General features: G+C 47.4%; 15 protein-coding genes. 11 read left to right on the top strand and 4 right to left on the bottom strand.

Annotated elements, in window-relative coordinates; genetic code table 11:
- Positions 1-121 precede the first annotated feature (121 nt).
- Complete coding sequence (gene cimH / locus WA325_RS08925; RefSeq protein ID WP_010332414.1) at positions 122-1,471, bottom strand: citrate/malate transporter CimH; 1,350 nt, start codon at positions 1,469-1,471, stop codon at positions 122-124.
- Positions 1,472-2,024: 553 nt separating this feature from the next.
- Here cimH and cydA point away from each other — a divergent pair.
- The 5 genes from cydA to WA325_RS08900 all read left to right on the top strand — a co-directional run bounded on the left by cydA (position 2,025) and on the right by WA325_RS08900 (position 8,773).
- The gene (cydA, locus tag WA325_RS08920) at positions 2,025-3,431 is read left to right on the top strand and encodes a cytochrome ubiquinol oxidase subunit I (RefSeq protein WP_105954493.1); all 1,407 of its coding nucleotides are present in this window, start codon (positions 2,025-2,027) and stop codon (positions 3,429-3,431) included.
- Positions 3,415-4,431: a cytochrome d ubiquinol oxidase subunit II gene (gene cydB, locus WA325_RS08915; protein WP_105954492.1), complete on the top strand. Its 1,017-nt coding sequence runs from the start codon at positions 3,415-3,417 to the stop codon at positions 4,429-4,431. The genes cydA and cydB overlap by 17 nt, the downstream gene beginning before the upstream one ends.
- Positions 4,431-6,134 carry a thiol reductant ABC exporter subunit CydD gene (gene cydD, locus WA325_RS08910; RefSeq protein WP_336183477.1) on the top strand — a complete coding sequence of 568 codons (1,704 nt, stop codon included), beginning with the start codon at positions 4,431-4,433 and terminating at the stop codon, positions 6,132-6,134. The genes cydB and cydD overlap by 1 nt, the downstream gene beginning before the upstream one ends.
- Positions 6,131-7,858 (top strand): thiol reductant ABC exporter subunit CydC, encoded by a 1,728-nt coding sequence (gene cydC, locus WA325_RS08905; RefSeq protein WP_336183476.1) that lies wholly within the window; start codon positions 6,131-6,133, stop codon positions 7,856-7,858. Before cydD ends, cydC begins: the two co-directional genes overlap by 4 nt.
- A gap of 84 nt (positions 7,859-7,942) precedes the next feature.
- Positions 7,943-8,773: an NAD(P)H-hydrate dehydratase gene (locus WA325_RS08900; protein ID WP_336183475.1), complete on the top strand. Its 831-nt coding sequence runs from the start codon at positions 7,943-7,945 to the stop codon at positions 8,771-8,773.
- A gap of 12 nt (positions 8,774-8,785) precedes the next feature.
- Here the strand turns inward: WA325_RS08900 and WA325_RS08895 are convergent, their stop codons facing one another.
- Positions 8,786-10,159 (bottom strand): purine-cytosine permease family protein, encoded by a 1,374-nt coding sequence (locus WA325_RS08895; protein ID WP_202853722.1) that lies wholly within the window; start codon positions 10,157-10,159, stop codon positions 8,786-8,788.
- Between the two features lie 213 nt (positions 10,160-10,372).
- Here WA325_RS08895 and sigY point away from each other — a divergent pair, with 213 nt between their 5' ends.
- Genes sigY through WA325_RS08865 form a run of 6 tightly spaced genes read left to right on the top strand, consistent with a single transcriptional unit; the run spans position 10,373 to position 13,277 of the window.
- Positions 10,373-10,909, top strand: a complete 537-nt coding sequence (gene sigY / locus WA325_RS08890; protein ID WP_095712702.1) for an RNA polymerase sigma factor SigY — start codon at positions 10,373-10,375, stop codon at positions 10,907-10,909.
- Positions 10,902-11,219, top strand: a complete 318-nt coding sequence (locus WA325_RS08885; protein WP_105954486.1) for a YxlC family protein — start codon at positions 10,902-10,904, stop codon at positions 11,217-11,219. The genes sigY and WA325_RS08885 overlap by 8 nt, the downstream gene beginning before the upstream one ends.
- Positions 11,219-11,422 (top strand): transcriptional regulator, encoded by a 204-nt coding sequence (locus WA325_RS08880; RefSeq protein ID WP_185848467.1) that lies wholly within the window; start codon positions 11,219-11,221, stop codon positions 11,420-11,422. The genes WA325_RS08885 and WA325_RS08880 overlap by 1 nt, the downstream gene beginning before the upstream one ends.
- Positions 11,422-11,610 (top strand): sigma Y negative regulator YxlE, encoded by a 189-nt coding sequence (gene yxlE / locus WA325_RS08875; RefSeq protein WP_024123344.1) that lies wholly within the window; start codon positions 11,422-11,424, stop codon positions 11,608-11,610. The genes WA325_RS08880 and yxlE overlap by 1 nt, the downstream gene beginning before the upstream one ends.
- A gap of 6 nt (positions 11,611-11,616) precedes the next feature.
- Entirely contained in the window at positions 11,617-12,504 is an 888-nt protein-coding gene (locus WA325_RS08870; RefSeq protein ID WP_105990997.1) for an ABC transporter ATP-binding protein, read from the top strand.
- Positions 12,501-13,277 carry an ABC transporter permease gene (locus tag WA325_RS08865; protein WP_024123342.1) on the top strand — a complete coding sequence of 259 codons (777 nt, stop codon included), beginning with the start codon at positions 12,501-12,503 and terminating at the stop codon, positions 13,275-13,277. Before WA325_RS08870 ends, WA325_RS08865 begins: the two co-directional genes overlap by 4 nt.
- On the opposite strand, the gene WA325_RS08860 is transcribed toward WA325_RS08865, so the two are convergent.
- Entirely contained in the window at positions 13,274-14,476 is a 1,203-nt protein-coding gene (locus WA325_RS08860; protein ID WP_202853719.1) for an MFS transporter, read from the bottom strand. The two genes, WA325_RS08865 and WA325_RS08860, sit on opposite strands and share 4 nt — an antisense overlap.
- A gap of 97 nt (positions 14,477-14,573) precedes the next feature.
- Complete coding sequence (katX, locus tag WA325_RS08855) at positions 14,574-16,217, bottom strand: catalase KatX (RefSeq protein WP_105990994.1); 1,644 nt, start codon at positions 16,215-16,217, stop codon at positions 14,574-14,576.
- Positions 16,218-16,284 lie beyond the last annotated feature (67 nt).

Raw genomic sequence — 16,284 nt, 5'->3', positions numbered from 1 at the left:
TAGAGTCCTTTCTATCGTAATCTTTCCAACTATTACTATAGCATGCGGCAGGAACTTGTAAAAACACGGAAATGCAAAAAAGCAAGCTCTTTCGTTATACGAAGAACTTGCTTGCAGCGTATCAATAAAACTGGTGTAACAGCAATAAGGTCAAGGACACTGTGATGGCCCCGCCGATCCTAGTAGACACCTGGGCAAAAGGCATCAGCTCAAGCCTTTCAGCGGCACTTAATATCGCAACGTCACCGGTGCCTCCTTGCCCTGAATGGCACGCATTAATAATGGCTGTTTCGATCGGATACATGTTCAGCCATTTTCCTGTGAAAAAGCCGACCGTCATCATTGTGACTACGACAGACAGAATCGTAATGATATTGCTGAGATTAAAGGCGGCAACAAGCTTGTCCCATGGTGTCATAGACACGCCGATTGCAAAGAGCAGCGGATAGGTGACTGCCGTTGAAAAGAAGCGGGACACGCCAAACGCGCCGTTTTCAATTGAGGCAGGGACCAGTCTGAACAGCTTGATCAAAACAGCTAACAGCAGCATGGCAACAGGGGCCGGAAAACCGAAAAAATCGTGGGCGAGCATACCGACCAAATACAAGGAAACGGCAAGGATTCCGCCGGACGCAAACAGAGAAAGGTTGAACATGTGCTGGCCGTTTTGCGATTCCTCCAGCGCTGGTGAATCTTCTGAACGGTCAACTTTACCGTTGCCGGTCCATTCCGGTTTTTTCTTGCCGATTCTGTTGAGCAGGCCCGCTAAGATGATCGCACACAGGCTGCCGAGCATGATCGATGGAAGAACAAGTGCAAACGCTTCCCCTTGAGACATCGGCATGATATCGGAATAACCGATGGATAGAGGGATGGCGCCTTCTCCGACGCCGCCAGCCATAATAGGAATCACGACGTACAGAAGGGTGTGCTGAAATCCGAGGCCGAGCAATGTACCGACAGCCAGTCCCACAATGGCGGCCGCGACAGAACCGGCGATAAGCGGTATAAAAATTTTCATAAATGCTTTTACAAGTGTTTCTCTTTTCATGCCGAGGATGCTTCCGACAACAATTCCGGCAATAAACAAATAAAGGAAGTTTGAGTTTTCTGTAAATTCTGTGGTGGATTTGACAATATCATTTGGCAGCAGGTGATAGTAGACGACAGCAGATGGAATAAAAGTAGCAAGGATGGCCGGGCCGCCGATAGAGCGCACAATCGGTATCGATTTTCCGATTTGGGCAAAGGTAAATCCGAAAAACGCCATGACGGCAATGGATGTCAAGATGTCGCTTTTCACATCGTGATGCAATACAAAAATAGTAATTAATATAAACAGCAGGGCATAAACAGGAAGCGGTATGATGCCTACTTTTATATTCATAGCTTTCGCAAACCAATTCTCTTTTCGAACCCCTTCGTGAATTGTATCCGTTTGCATTTGCAATTGAGTTTGAAGCTCTCCCATTGAAAAACCTCCCCTATTCTTGTTGCAGTGAAATTGTTCACTATGTTAAGTATACTAAAAAATTGAAATTATTAATATATTAAAAATTTACTATTCAAACTGTTTCTTCTTTATGATTCAGATGAAAAGAGACGTTCTGACTAAATTCCGGATGTGCCGGAGTGCCGAGAAACGAGTGCTGATGCCGGTCAAGCATTTTATTCGCAAGGAGCGAGGCATTGATGTACGATAATAAAGGGTCATTTATCCTAGCAGCCGTCATAAATCAGCAACAAAATAGACAATAATCCGTCACATAGTGTGGGACTTTTTAGGTATTTCGGGCTTTATTTTTGAAGCAGAACGTTGTAAAGTACTTAATATGAACCATTTAGAGATCGTGCCATTCGTCAGTCTGGCAATCTTGAATCATATTTGACGACTTTTTGACGTATTTGTGAAATATTGAACAATATTTTTTTCGTCTATTTTGTGAAATACTGATCAAAGTTTCGGTTCTGCTTGTGAAGTAGTGAACAATATAACATTCTCAACCGGAAATGGAGGATAAAGCATGAGTGAATTAGTATTAGCCCGCATTCAATTTGCATCAACAACGTTGTTTCATTTCTTGTTTGTGCCAATGTCTATCGGGCTTGTGTTTATGGTTGCATTGATGGAGACTCTTTATCTTGTGAAGAAAAATGAGCTGTACCTCAAAATGGCGAAGTTTTGGGGACACTTATTCTTAATAAATTTCGCAGTCGGTGTTGTTACGGGGATTTTGCAAGAATTCCAGTTTGGACTGAACTGGTCTGATTATTCCCGTTTTGTCGGAGATGTATTTGGCGCACCGCTTGCGATTGAAGCATTATTGGCGTTTTTCATGGAATCTATTTTTATCGGATTATGGATTTTCGGGTGGGACCGCCTGCCTAAAAAAATTCATGCGCTCTGTATTTGGCTCGTGTCATTCGGAACGATTATGTCGTCTTTCTGGATCTTAACAGCGAACTCCTTTATGCAGGAGCCGGTCGGCTTTACGATCAAAAACGGCCGCGCGGAAATGAATGACTTTGGCGCGCTGATTACAAATCCGCAGCTTTGGGTTGAATTCCCGCACGTCATTTTCGGTGCGCTTGCCACCGGGGCTTTCTTTATCGCCGGTGTCAGTGCTTTTAAACTATTAAAGAAAAAAGAAGTGCCATTCTTTAAACAATCTTTCAAACTCGCAATGATTGTCGGGCTTTGTGCAGGCCTTGGCGTCGGTCTTAGCGGACACATGCAGGCTGAACACTTGATGGAGTCACAGCCAATGAAAATGGCTGCCAGTGAAGGGCTTTGGGAAGACAGCGGCGACCCTGCTGCTTGGACGGCCTTTGCCACAATTGATACGAAAAATGAAAAGAGCTCTAATGAAATCAAAGTTCCTTACGCATTGAGCTATCTGGCTTATCAAAAATTCAGCGGCAGTGTCAAAGGAATAAAAACACTTCAGGCAGAGTACGAAAAAGTGTACGGAAAAGGCGACTATATTCCGCCTGTCAAAACGACGTTCTGGAGTTTCCGCATTATGGTTGGAGCAGGTGTTGTCATGATTCTTGCTGCGTTAGGCGGCCTTTGGCTAAACCGCCGCAAAAAGCTGGAAAACAGCAAATGGTATTTGCGCATCATGATCGCATTGATTTCCTTCCCGTTTATTGCAAACTCCGCGGGCTGGATTATGACAGAAATCGGGCGTCAGCCTTGGACGGTCATGGGTTTGATGACAACGGCTCAATCCGTGTCGCCTAACGTAACGGCGGGCTCCCTGTTATTCTCAATCATCGCGTTCGGTGTGATGTATATGATTTTGGGCGCATTGCTCGTCTTCTTGTTTATCCGTGAAATTAAAAAAGGCGCGGAGCATGATGATCATCATGATGTTCCTGTATCAACAGATCCATTTAGTCAGGAGGTATACCATGGCATCTCTTCATGATCTTTGGTTTATACTCGTTGCTGTATTGTTTGTAGGTTTCTTCTTTTTGGAAGGATTTGATTTTGGGGTCGGCATGGCGACCCGTTTTCTTGGCCATAATGAATTAGAGCGCAGAGTGCTGATCAACACGATCGGACCGTTCTGGGACGCGAATGAAGTATGGCTTTTGACTGGTGCGGGTGCTATCTTCGCGGCGTTTCCAAACTGGTATGCAACGATGCTGAGCGGTTATTACATTCCGTTTGTCATTGTGCTGCTTGCGTTAATGGGCCGCGGGGTCGCGTTTGAATTCCGCGGCAAGGTTGATCATTTGAAATGGGTAAAGGTTTGGGACTGGGTGGTTTTCTTCGGCAGTCTGATTCCTCCGTTTGTGCTCGGTGTGTTATTTACGACATTATTCCGCGGTATGCCGATTGATGCCGATATGAACATTCACGCGCACTTATCTGATTATATAAATGTATATTCTGTACTAGGCGGCGTGACCGTAACACTTCTTTGCTTCCAGCATGGATTAATGTTCATCACGCTGCGTACGATTGGTGATTTGCAGCAGCGCGCCAGACAAATGGCGCAAAAGATAATGGGTGTTGTTTTTGTGGCGGTGCTTGCTTTCGCGGCCCTTTCTGCTTATGAGACAGACATGTTTACACGCCGCGGCGAGATTACAATACCGCTTGTTGTTTTGATTGTCATCTGCTTTATGCTTGCAGCTTTATTCATCCGCAAGAAAAAAGACGGCTGGACATTTGCGATGACAGGCGCGGGGCTTGCTCTGACCGTAGGAATGATTTTCATTTCATTATTCCCTCGGGTGATGGTCAGCTCGATTCAAAGCGCGTTCGATTTAACAGTAGCTAACGCTTCTTCCGGTGATTATTCGCTTAAAGTCATGTCAATTGCAGCATTAACGCTATTGCCGTTTGTCATCGGCAGTCAGATCTGGAGCTATTATGTCTTCCGGAAGCGCGTCAGTCATAAGGAGCCTATGACTTATTAATGGGAAAAGACCTGTTTCGATATAAAGGAATGAAGCGGATTCTCACCGTGATTACTTGCTTAACGCTGATTCAGACAGCCGCTATTATCATGCAGGCAGAGTGGCTGAGTGAAGCTGTAACCGGGCTTTTCAACGGGAAGAGCATTGCCTCCCTGTTTCCGGTGATCGGCTTTTTCCTCATCGCTTTTGTCGCGCGGCACGGGGTGACAGTGGCGCGTCAGAAAATCGTCTATCATTATGCCGCCCGGACGGGAGCTGATTTGAGGAAAAGCTTTCTCGATCAGCTGTTCCGCTTAGGCCCCCGCTTTGCAAAGAAAGAGGGGACGGGGCAAATGGTGACGCTGGCAATGGAAGGCATCAGCCAGTTCCGCCGTTACCTTGAACTGTTTTTGCCGAAAATGGTCAGCATGGCGATTGTGCCGGCTGCGGTTGTCATCTACGTGTTTTTTCAGGATCGGACTTCTGCGATTATTTTAGTCGCGGCCCTGCCGATTCTGATTATTTTTATGATTCTTCTTGGCCTTGTCGCACAGCGAAAAGCGGATCGCCAGTGGAAATCATACCAGACATTGTCCAACCATTTCGTTGATTCTCTTCGCGGATTGGAGACTTTGCGTTTTTTAGGATTGAGCAAATCGCATAGCAAAAACATTTTCCACGTCAGTGAGCGGTATCGCAAAGCAACAATGAGCACACTGCGGGTGGCGTTTTTATCTTCATTTGCTCTCGATTTTTTCACGATGCTGTCGGTGGCGACAGTTGCTGTGTTTTTAGGCTTGCGTTTAATTGACGGCGATATTCTGCTTGGCCCCGCTTTAACAGCGCTTATTCTGGCACCTGAATATTTTCTGCCGGTGCGGGAAGTGGGAAATGATTATCATGCGACGCTTAATGGACAGGAAGCGGGCAAGACGATTCAAGACATATTATCTCAGCCGGGATTCAAAGAAGAGGCCCCGCTTCAGCTTGAAACATGGTCCAATCAGGATGAACTGAAGCTGTCAGGCGTCTCAGCCGGCCGAGCGGTGTCTGATATTACTCTTTCATTTAAAGGGAAGAAAAAAATCGGCATCATTGGTGCAAGCGGTGCCGGAAAATCAACTTTAATCGATATTCTCGGAGGATTTTTGGAGCCGGATGACGGTGTTATCAGTATGAACGGTTCAAGCCGTTCGCACCTGCAGGACGGGAACTGGCAGAAAAACCTTCTCTATATTCCGCAGCATCCTTATATTTTTGATGATACGCTGGCGAACAATATTCGGTTTTATCACCCAAGCGCTTCTGCTGAAGATACAGCCCGCGCTGCTTCCTCAGCGGGATTGACGGAGTTTGTAAACACTCTTCCTGAAGGATTAGAGGGACGGATCGGAGAAGGCGGCCGGGCGCTCAGCGGCGGTCAGGCTCAGCGTGTCGCGCTTGCCCGCGCCTTTTTGGGTAACCGCCCGATTCTGCTGCTGGATGAGCCGACCGCCCATCTGGATATCGAAACAGAATATGAAATAAAAGAAACGATGCTGGATTTATTTGATGACAAGCTCGTCTTTCTCGCGACACACCGCCTCCATTGGATGCTTGATATGGATGAAATTATCGTGCTGGACGGAGGCAGGGTAGCAGAAATCGGGACTCACGATGAATTGCTGGCGAAAAACGGTGTGTACACCAAACTCGTGAAGGCACAACTGGGGGAGAGAGCATGAAGAAAGAAGAATGGATTCTGCCGTATATCAAGCAAAATGCCCGTCTGTTTGTTCTTGTTGTCTTTTTGGGTGCGGTGACGATTTTTTCCGCTGCTTTTCTCATGTTTACTTCAGGGTTTTTAATTTCAAAGGCGGCGACAAGGCCGGAGAACATCCTGCTCATTTATGTGCCGATTGTCGCCGTTCGAACCTTTGGGATCGCCCGGTCTGTGTCACGTTATGTGGAGCGCCTGATCGGGCATCATATCATTTTGAAAATCGTATCAGACATGCGCGTCCGTCTTTACAACATGCTTGAGCCTGACGCTTTGATGCTGCGGTCGCGTTTTCGCACAGGAGATATGCTCGGCATTTTGTCTGAGGATATTGAGCATTTGCAGGATGCCTTCTTAAAAACCATTTTCCCTGCCATCTCAGCCTTGCTTTTGTATGCTGTTTCAGTGATTGCGCTCGGCTTTTTCTCCTGGCCGTTTGCCATTTTGCTGGCGCTTTATTTGTTTGTTCTGGTTGTGCTGTTTCCGGTCGTGTCTTTGCTTGTGACGCGAGCGAAGAATGCCAAGCTGAAAAGCGGGCGAAATGTGCTGTACAGCCGTCTCACAGATGCCGTGATGGGTGTCAGCGACTGGATGTTCAGCGGACGCCGGCATGCTTTTATTGATTCCTATGAAAGAGAAGAAAACGCTTGGTTTGAGCTGGAACGCAAAAAACATCGTTTTACAAGATGGCGGGATTTTGCCGCGCAATGCCTTGTCGCCGGCCTTATTTTGCTGATGCTGTTTTGGACGGCGGGGCAGCATGCAAATGGCGAACTCGCCAAAACGATGATTGCTGCCTTTGTGCTTGTTGTGTTCCCGCTGACAGAAGCTTTTCTGCCGCTTTCTGATGCGTTGGGTGAAGTGCCGGGTTATCAGGATTCTATCAGAAGAATGAACAAGGTGGCTCCTCAGCCTGAAGCTTCACAAACAGAGTCTGCGGCTGACAGGCTTGATCTCAAAGACGTCACTTTGGCGTTTCGCGATGTGACGTTTTCTTATGACAACAGCAGCCAAGTACTGAACCATTTTTCCTTTACGCTGCGCCAAGGAGAAAAAATGGCGCTGCTCGGCCGGAGCGGCTCAGGAAAATCAACATCACTCGCATTAATTGAGGGTGCATTGAAACCTGACTCAGGCTCGGTAACGTTAAACGGAGTGGAAACAGCGCTTGTAAAGGATCAGATTGCTGATGCGGTGGCTGTGTTAAATCAAAAGCCTCACTTGTTTGATACAAGCATTTTGAATAACATCAGGCTCGGAAACGGAAAGGCGAGCGACGAGGATGTGCGCCGCGCCGCAAAGCAGGTGAAGCTGCATGATTACATTGAGTCGCTGCCTGACGGATATCATACTTCAGTTCAGGAAACCGGCATCCGATTTTCAGGAGGAGAGCGGCAGCGGATCGCGCTCGCCCGGATTTTGCTGCAGGATACGCCGATCATTATACTTGATGAGCCTACAGTAGGCTTGGACCCTATCACGGAACGCGAACTGATGGAAACCGTGTTTGAGGTGCTGAAAGGTAAAACGATTCTTTGGATTACGCATCACTTGGCGGGAGTGGAAGCGGCCGATAAAATCGTCTTTCTGGAAAACGGAAAAACAGAAATGGAAGGAACACACGAGGAACTGCTGGCGACGAACGAACGGTATCGCCGGCTTTATCATCTCGACGTTCCTGTAAAATAAAAGACAGCTTTGAGGCTGTCTTTTTTTGTTTGAAAAAGAAGAAGTGCAGGAAAAATAAGAAGAGAAATAAGAGGAGGTATGGATATGAATGTTCCGATTTGGACGAAAGAGCATGTGAGGGCAGCGCTCCCTGAAAGAGATGCGGCGAGCCATAAAGGCACGTACGGTACGGCTTTGCTGCTGGCGGGAAGCGACGACATGCCGGGCACTGCGATTTTAGCCGGGCTTGGTGCCATGCGGAGCGGTCTCGGCAAGCTTGTCATCGGCACGTCTGAAAGCGTGATCCCGCTGATCGTTCCGGTTCTGCCGGAGGCCACGTATTGGCGTGACGGCTGGGAAAAAGCGGCGGGCTCTCGGCTTGAAGAGACGTACCGGGCAATTGCGATCGGTTCGGGGCTTCCGCAAACAGAGAGGGTGCAGCAGGCCGTTGATCATATTCTTGAGAAGGATTGCCCCGTTATTTTGGATGCCGGGGCGCTGACAAAGCGCACGTATCCGAAACGGAAGGCGCCCGTCATCCTTACGCCGCATCCTGGTGAGTTTTCCCGAATGACAGGGGTTCCGGTGAAAGACTTACAAAATAAAAGAGCGGAATATGCCAAGGAGTGGGCGGTTCAGCTGCAAACGGTGATCGTGTTAAAAGGAAATCAAACCATCATCGCGTTTCCCGATGGCGACTGCTGGAGCAATCCGACCGGAAACGGGGCACTCGCCAAAGGCGGAACCGGCGACACACTGACGGGAATGATATTGGGCATGCTTTGCTGCCACAAAGACCCGAAACATGCCGTATTAAATGCCGTATACTTGCACGGTGCATGCGCCGAGCTTTGGACTGACGAACACTCTGCCCATACGCTGCTCGCCCACGAGCTTTCTGACATGTTGCCTCGTGTGTGGAAACGATTTGAATGAAAAAAGCTGTCTTCATAGGGAAGACAGCTTTTCTTGATAGCCCGCTCGTTTTTTCAGGCGCGGTTTCATGAGTACATAATATAGAACAGAAGGCACAGCTAAGCCGATAATCCATGCGATATCCCCGCCGCCAAACATTTTTGCCAATGGCCCGATGTAAAAGGATGTATTGATAAACGGAATTTCTAACAAGATGGACAGAATGAAAGCAATCGTTGTGATCCAATTGACTCTTCCATATGGCCCGTTGACATCAAACATCGCTTTGACCTCATAGTTCCCGTGGCGGACGAAGTAGTAATCCACTAAATTGATCGCCGTCCATGGAATTAAGAAATAACTGATAAAAAAGATAAAATTCAAAAACAGCTCCATAAAATTACTTTGCCCGAGAAGGCTTAGGACTGTTCCGACGACGGTGACGCCAAGGATCATGATGATTCTGATTTTCGGTGTGACTTTTAATTTCAGAAACGGCTCAAGCGTAGTCGTCGTGGACATAAAAGCTCCATACAAGTTAAAGACATTAATCGCCATCTGGCCAAATAAAACAATGATCAGCATAATGAACGAGAAGGGACCGAACAATTGCACAATCTGGGTCCCTGAGTTTGTCGTAAAATCAGGAAGTGCTGTGGTCAGCAGCGCGCCGAGCAGCATCATCCAGATGGAGCTGACAGATGTTCCTGCATAGCTGTACCAAAACGTTTGGGACGCCGGTGTTTTAATTGGCAGATATCTGGAATAATCCGCGACATAAGGCGCATAGGCAAGCTGCCAAGTTGCTACGGCGCTGACTGCCACCAAGAAAACGGGCAAGTCGACCGTCCCGGGCATCCAGCTGCCTGCCGGAATCGGTAATTGGAAAATGAGTATCGTTGCAGCAAAAAATACGGCAAAAGAGGTCCAAGAAAGGATTTTTTGCATTTTGTGAATCAAATCATGACCGAAAATGGTGAGTAAAAAACATGCGGCGCTTAAGCCTATAATGCTCCATGATCCCGGGATGGGAACAAAGCTGCTTAAGGTCCCGGCCGCCAGAATTGTACTGCTTGCGAAGAAACCAAGGTAGATAAACATGACTAAGAAGAGGGGAAGAATCGCTCCGATTACGCCGAATTGGGCACGGCTTTGAATCATTTGCGGGATGCCGAGCTGGGGTCCTTGCGCGGAATGAGAAGCCATAAATATGGCACCGATTAAGGTTCCGCAAATAATAGCGGCAACACTCCAAAACAGATTAAGTCCCATTGCAACGGGAAGAGTACCGGTCACTAACGTGGTGATATGCATATTGGCCCCGAACCATACGGGAAATAAATCTTTTGCTTTACCATGTCTTTCTTCATTCGGAATATATTCAATCGTTCGCCTTTCTACTTTCAATGCATCGTCCTCCATATATAATGAAATTTTGAAATAGACATAAAAACATAGCTTAACAGACTGTACTTCGCTTTACAAATTTAGATGTTCACGAAAACTGATGAGAGGCCAGTGAAGTCAATAGATCAAAAGAATTATAAAAAAAGTTGAACGCTCTGGAATCCGGTGTCGTCTCATAAGGCAAGATAACAAAAAAAGGGGGGATCGCGGCCGTTGGATACAAATGAAGAACAGCAATTGATTCAGCAGGCGAAAGAGGGAAGCGACGAGGCGTTTACAGCCCTTTTTCAGCATTATTATTCTTTTCTATATAAATACTTGTTAAAGCTTTCCCTTCACCCTGACGTCAGCGAGGATCTAGTTCAGGAAACCTTTCTGAAAGGGTACGTCCATCTGGGGAGTTTTCAAGGCCGGTCCAAATTCTCCACTTGGCTGATCTCTATCGCGTCAAGACTCTACCTTGATCACCAGAAAAAGAGAAAGAGAGAATGGAAACGAAATCAGGCTGTTACAGAGGAAACGATACGCAAGATCAAGTGGGACGTGTCAACGAAAGGCTCTGAGTGGAGCGAGACGCTTGATCTCTTTTCTCAGCTTGACCCGAAGCTGCGCACGCCCGTTTTATTAAGGCACTATTACGGCTATACCTATGCTGATATCGGGATGATGCTGCATATCAAAGAAGGCACGGTAAAGTCCAGAGTCCATAAAGGGCTCCAGCAAATCAGAAAGGAGTGGACTGATGAATAAAGAAAAGCAATCTGTTCATTTAAAATCGGAATTGCAGAAAATTGACCAATGCGCCAACCCGAATATACCGAGTCAAAAAGAATTGCTTGATCAGCTGTCACAAATGAAAGCCGAACGAAGAAAAAGCGTGCTGAAAGAAGTTATCTTATTTGTGTTCTCTGCCCTGATGGTGGTAAGCGCGGCGACTCTGGCATTTACTCAAGTTCCCGCTGCTTTTGTCGTGGTTCAGGTCTGTGCGCTGGCTGTCCTGCCGATTTTGATTGCAGCTGAGAAAAAACGATACCTTGGCGAACGTGAGGTGAAACACTGATGTCCCAAACAGATTTGACGATTTTTGTGTTTGCTTATCTGATTGCATTGGCACAGGGAATCTTTTTATTCATTGATGCGAAAAAACGGGATCGTCTGGCATGGGTGTGGGGAATTGTCGGACTGATTCAAGTGCCGATGCCTCTGATTTGCTATTACTTTTTTGTGATAAGGCCTGACCGAAAAAATAGGAGGATCAGCTAATGAATATTTCTTGGGAAATGATTGTACCGCTGATTGTGTTACAGGCCGTGCTGGCAGTGTTTGCCCTGATCAGCTGTGTGAAAGAAGAGCGGACAAACGGGCCGAAATGGATGTGGGCAGCAGTCATTATATGCATCAATATTATTGGGCCGATTTTATTTTTTACCGTCGGCAGAAAGCAAAGGTGAGCGAGCATGCTATCTATTGAGTCATTATGCAAATCATACCGGCATCATCAAGCTGTACGGAATGTCAGCTTTCAAGTCATGGAGAACGAGTGTGTCGCTCTATTAGGACCGAATGGGGCTGGTAAAACCACAACGCTTCAAATGCTGTCCGGACTGCTGTCACCCACCTCCGGGACGGTCAAGCTGTACGGGGAGCAAAAAGCAGATCGCAGTATGATCGGCTACCTTCCGCAGTACCCGGCTTTTTATTCATGGATGACGGCAAATGAATTTTTAACCTTTGCCGGGAGACTGTCTGGCCTTTCAAAGAAAAAATGCCAAGAGAAAATAGGCGAAATGCTGGAGTTTGTCGGTTTGCAGGACGCGGCAAACAAAAGAATCGGCGGTTATTCTGGCGGCATGAAACAAAGGCTCGGTCTGGCTCAGGCTCTGCTTCATAAACCGAAGCTTTTGATTTTGGATGAACCGGTTTCTGCCCTGGACCCTTCAGGGCGTATCGAGGTGCTGGATATGATGCGGGAGCTGAAAAAACATATGGCTGTTCTGTTTTCTACTCATGTTTTGCACGATGCGGAGCAGGTGTGTGATCAAGTCGTGATCATGAAAAGCGGCGAGATTTCATGGAAAGGCGCTTTACAGCAGCTCAAAGAACAGCATCAAACGAATGTTTTCACTCTTACTGTAAAAGAGAAACTGAAGGGCTGGCTTGAAGAGAAGCCTTATATATCCGACGTTGTCTATATGAATCCGTCCCAAGCTGTTTTTGAGCTAAGCGATACAGGCTCTGGCAGGATATTGCTGAGTGATTGTATCCAAATGGGATTGACAGTCACCCGTTTTGAACAGAAAACGGAGTCTCTCGAAGATGTCTATCTTAAGGTGGTGCACGCATGAATGTCATGATGACGCTATTACAAAAGGAATGGCTGGAAGGCTGGAGAAGCGGAAAGCTGATCTGGCTGCCCATTGCGATGATGATCGTGGGGCTGACGCAGCCGCTGACCATTTATTATATGCCGGAAATCATTGCGCATGGGGGGAATCTTCCAGACGGTATGAAAATCAGTTTTACCATGCCTTCCGGATCTGAGGTGATGGTGAGCACGCTTTCCCAATTCAACACGCTTGGCATGGCGCTGATCATCTTCAGTGTCATGGGCAGTGTGGCGAATGAAAGAAATCAAGGTGTAACGGCTCTGATTATGTCGCGGCCAGTGACGGCAGCCCAGTATATATTGAACAAATGGATCACCCAAAGCATGATCGGGATCGCGTCGTTTGCAGCTGGGTACGGACTTGCTTATTATTACGTCCGGATATTGTTTGAGCACGCATCGTTCAGCCGCTTTGCAGCAAGCCTCGGCCTCTACTCTCTTTGGATGATGTTTATTGTTACTGCAGGGCTTGCCGGAAGCACGATGTTTCGGTCTCTCGGAGCAGCCGCGGCAGCCGGAATTGGGCTGACGGCTGCCGTTTCCTTTGCTGTCTCGCTTTTTCCTGATGGTGCGAAATGGCTGCCGGCTGAGCTTTGCAAGCAGGCGGAGCATATTCTGCTTCATGGAGAGCGGGCGGACTTTTTCGGATGGTCGCTCACATTCTCCATTCTGTGCATCATGCTTCTGGCCGTTTTTTCTGTGTGGCGCTTCCGCCGGTATGAAAGCTATTAACTGAGCAGTTTCCGCTTTGTGGCCAGCATCATCATCAAAGCGGCCAATGCCATCAATCCGGCTCCATAAAATACCTCGGCCAAACCGAAAATCTGTGCGATTTTTCCGGCGAGAAGGGGGCCGGTAAAGATGCCCAGCGCATAAAACGATTGATAAAATCCCATGGCTGACATTTTTAAACGCGCTGAGCTGATATCGACGACCCGGCTTAACAATAGGGGAAACACAAAGCCAAGCGCCAGACCGATGAAAGCATGGGTCATGCAGACCGTGAGCAATGAAGCTGAAAAAGGAACGAACATCAAACAGACTCCAATGACAGCAAAACAGGTCAGCAAGGTGCCATAGGCGATTCTTCCGGTAAAACGCAAAAACAAAAAGCTCAGGGTAGCCGCTGCATGAGGGAGAAAAAAGGCGGTCATCACCCAAAGCAGTTCGATGTCTCCCATTCCGAGCTGGTTCGTGTAAAGCGGCGTAAAACCAAACACCGTCATAAATAGCACGGCATGTGCAGTCATAGATAGAATCGTGAAAAGCTTCAGCTTCGGCAGCCGCAATGTGTCTTTGATGTATTGCGGCATACGGACCGTCTTGTGATTAGCGGGAAAAGTCGACGGATCTTTAATAAAACAGCATATCACAAGGCCGATGCCCGAAGCAGCCAGTGCCATCCAAAACGGAACCTGCCTGCCTAAATGCGCTGCTGCAAGCCCGCAGAACACAATGCTGACAAACTGAGGCATGACGGTAAAAAACTGCATGATGCCCATTGCTTTTGAGGCACTGCCATCTTTGAAATAATGAGCGTATAGTATCGTCGCCATCACCCACATGGATGCTGTAATCCCCGCGAGAAGCCGGGCTGTCAGGACGAAGAAAAAAGAATCAAACGCAAGAAAAAGCACGCTGCTGAGAATGGAACATCCAAAGCCGGCGATTAACAATGGCTTGCGCAGAGAAAAAAGAATTTCTGACAGAAGCCCAAGCGGGAACCGCAGCAGGATTTGGGTCACCCCATAGCTTCCGAGAATCATGCCGATCGCTCCGTATGAAAAGTGCAGATCCTCCAAATACAGGCTGAAAACAGGAACGTAAATATAGCCCGAAAACCAAAAACAAAATACCATGCATAAGAAAACGGCGTGATCTAAAGCGCCGATTGTTTTTTGCTGAGAAATCAGCGGCCGCTGTATTTCCATGCTCTCACCACCTCTTTTATTCCAGTACAACACAATGAGTGAAAACGTTTCAATAGGCAAATAAAAAACAGGACTTCAAAAAGTCCTGTTTTTGGTGTTAATACGGATCAGACGGATGGCTTTCCTGTTCAGCCTGCTCGGCGGCTTGAGCCGTTTCTGTCGTGCCGATCGGTCCGTTGCTGTTTTTTTCTGAAGCCTTTTTCAGCCCTTCCGCAACGCGTTTTCCGTAGTCCGGATCGGCTTTTGTGAAGTTCTCAATCATTTGCTCCTGAATTTCTTTTCTGCAGGTTGAAAGCGTATTGACCAGATTTGTGATGAGTTCAGTACGCTCAAACTCAGTGAATCTCCGGTACGTTTCACCGGCTTGTCCGAAATTGTTCGTTCTGTCGATCGCTTCCCGCTTCAGGTTACCTTCGACATGCGGGGTGTGGTCTTTACCATCTTGCTTCGCTTCCTTCAGCCCGCCCATAATTGACGGTTCATAGTTGACATGCGGATTTTGACCTTCGCCGATATCCACGCGGTATTGCATTTGCCCCCCTTGCTGGTTGGTCGCGACGTGTTTTTTCGGTGAGTTGATTGGCAGCTGCAGGTAGTTTGCGCCAACTCTGTACCTCTGCGTATCGGAATAGGAAAACGTCCGGCCTTGAAGCAATTTGTCATCAGAAAAATCAAGCCCGTCGACAAGGACCCCTGTACCGAATGAAGCCTGTTCTACTTCAGAATGGTAATTCTCAGGGTTTTTGTTTAACACTAATTTGCCGATCGGCTTCCACGGGAAGTCCTCTTTATACCACAGCTTAGTCGGATCAAGCGGATCAAAGTCGAGCTCCAGATGCTCGTCATCACTCATGATTTGGGCATACACCTCCCACTCCGGATAATCACCGTTTTCAATCGCTTCATACAAATCCTGTGTCGCGTGGTTGAAGTTTTTCCCCTGAATCTTTTCTGCTTCCTTCTGTGTCAGGTTGCGAATGCCCTGTTTCGGTTCAAAATGGTATTTCACAAGAACGGCCTTACCTTCCTCATTCACCCATTTGTAGGCATGAACGCCTGAACCCTGCATCTGCCGGTAGTTGGCAGGAATGCCCCAAGGCGAAAACAAGAATGTGATCATATGTGTCGCTTCAGGAGATTGAGAAATGAAGTCGAAAATACGTTCACCATCTTGGATATTGGTCACCGGATCAGGCTGAAACGCGTGTACAAGATCCGGGAATTTCAGCGGATCGCGAATAAAAAAGATTTTCAGGTTGTTCCCGACCAAATCCCAGTTTCCGTCTTCAGTATAAAGCTTAACGGCAAAGCCGCGCGGGTCCCGTAATGTTTCAGGTGAATGTTTTCCGTGATTCACCGTGGAAAAACGGACAAATGCCGGCGTTTTCTTGCCTTTTTCCTGAAAAAGCTTCGCTCGTGTGTACTTTGAAATCGGCTCGTCTCCAAAACTGCCATAGGCTTCGAAATACCCGTGTGCGCCTGCACCCCTGGCATGCACAACACGTTCGGGAATGCGTTCCCGGTCAAAGTGGCTGATTTTTTCGAGAAAATCGTAATTCTCCAGCGTTGTCGGCCCTCTGTTCCCGACCGTCCTCACATTCTGGTTGTCTGTGACAGGATGACCCTGTCTGTTCGTCAAGGTATCCTCTGACTCGTTTTTCCCGGATGTCTTATGAGAAAGCGCATCCTCACTGCCTTCGACATTTGTGCCGTGATACTCTTTTTGATGATCATCTTTCATTGGTTGAGCCTCCTTTTTGAACGGTAACAATATTCCCTTAATGGAAGAATTTTAAAACTGAAGTTTT

It is taken from the genome of Bacillus sp. 205(2023) (genome assembly GCF_037027485.1).
Taxonomy (GTDB): domain Bacteria; phylum Bacillota; class Bacilli; order Bacillales; family Bacillaceae; genus Bacillus; species Bacillus halotolerans.
Note: the sequence above shows the minus strand (reverse complement) of the source record. Positions and strands in the feature narration are given on the sequence as shown.

Bases quoted from the DNA above. Each gene is read 5' to 3' on its own strand.
- WA325_RS08870 (WP_105990997.1), top strand. From the start codon at position 11,617: ATGCTATCTATTGAGTCATTATGCAAATCATACCGGCATCATCAAGCT.
- WA325_RS08885 (WP_105954486.1), top strand. From the start codon at position 10,902: ATGAATAAAGAAAAGCAATCTGTTCATTTAAAATCGGAATTGCAGAAA.
- WA325_RS08900 (WP_336183475.1), top strand. From the start codon at position 7,943: ATGAATGTTCCGATTTGGACGAAAGAGCATGTGAGGGCAGCGCTCCCT.
- cydD (WP_336183477.1), top strand. From the start codon at position 4,431: ATGGGAAAAGACCTGTTTCGATATAAAGGAATGAAGCGGATTCTCACC.
- cydC (WP_336183476.1), top strand. From the start codon at position 6,131: ATGAAGAAAGAAGAATGGATTCTGCCGTATATCAAGCAAAATGCCCGT.
- WA325_RS08860 (WP_202853719.1), bottom strand. From the start codon at position 14,476: ATGGAAATACAGCGGCCGCTGATTTCTCAGCAAAAAACAATCGGCGCT.
- WA325_RS08880 (WP_185848467.1), top strand. From the start codon at position 11,219: ATGTCCCAAACAGATTTGACGATTTTTGTGTTTGCTTATCTGATTGCA.
- katX (WP_105990994.1), bottom strand. From the start codon at position 16,217: ATGAAAGATGATCATCAAAAAGAGTATCACGGCACAAATGTCGAAGGC.
- cimH (WP_010332414.1), bottom strand. From the start codon at position 1,471: ATGGGAGAGCTTCAAACTCAATTGCAAATGCAAACGGATACAATTCAC.
- cydB (WP_105954492.1), top strand. From the start codon at position 3,415: ATGGCATCTCTTCATGATCTTTGGTTTATACTCGTTGCTGTATTGTTT.
- cydA (WP_105954493.1), top strand. From the start codon at position 2,025: ATGAGTGAATTAGTATTAGCCCGCATTCAATTTGCATCAACAACGTTG.
- yxlE (WP_024123344.1), top strand. From the start codon at position 11,422: ATGAATATTTCTTGGGAAATGATTGTACCGCTGATTGTGTTACAGGCC.
- WA325_RS08865 (WP_024123342.1), top strand. From the start codon at position 12,501: ATGAATGTCATGATGACGCTATTACAAAAGGAATGGCTGGAAGGCTGG.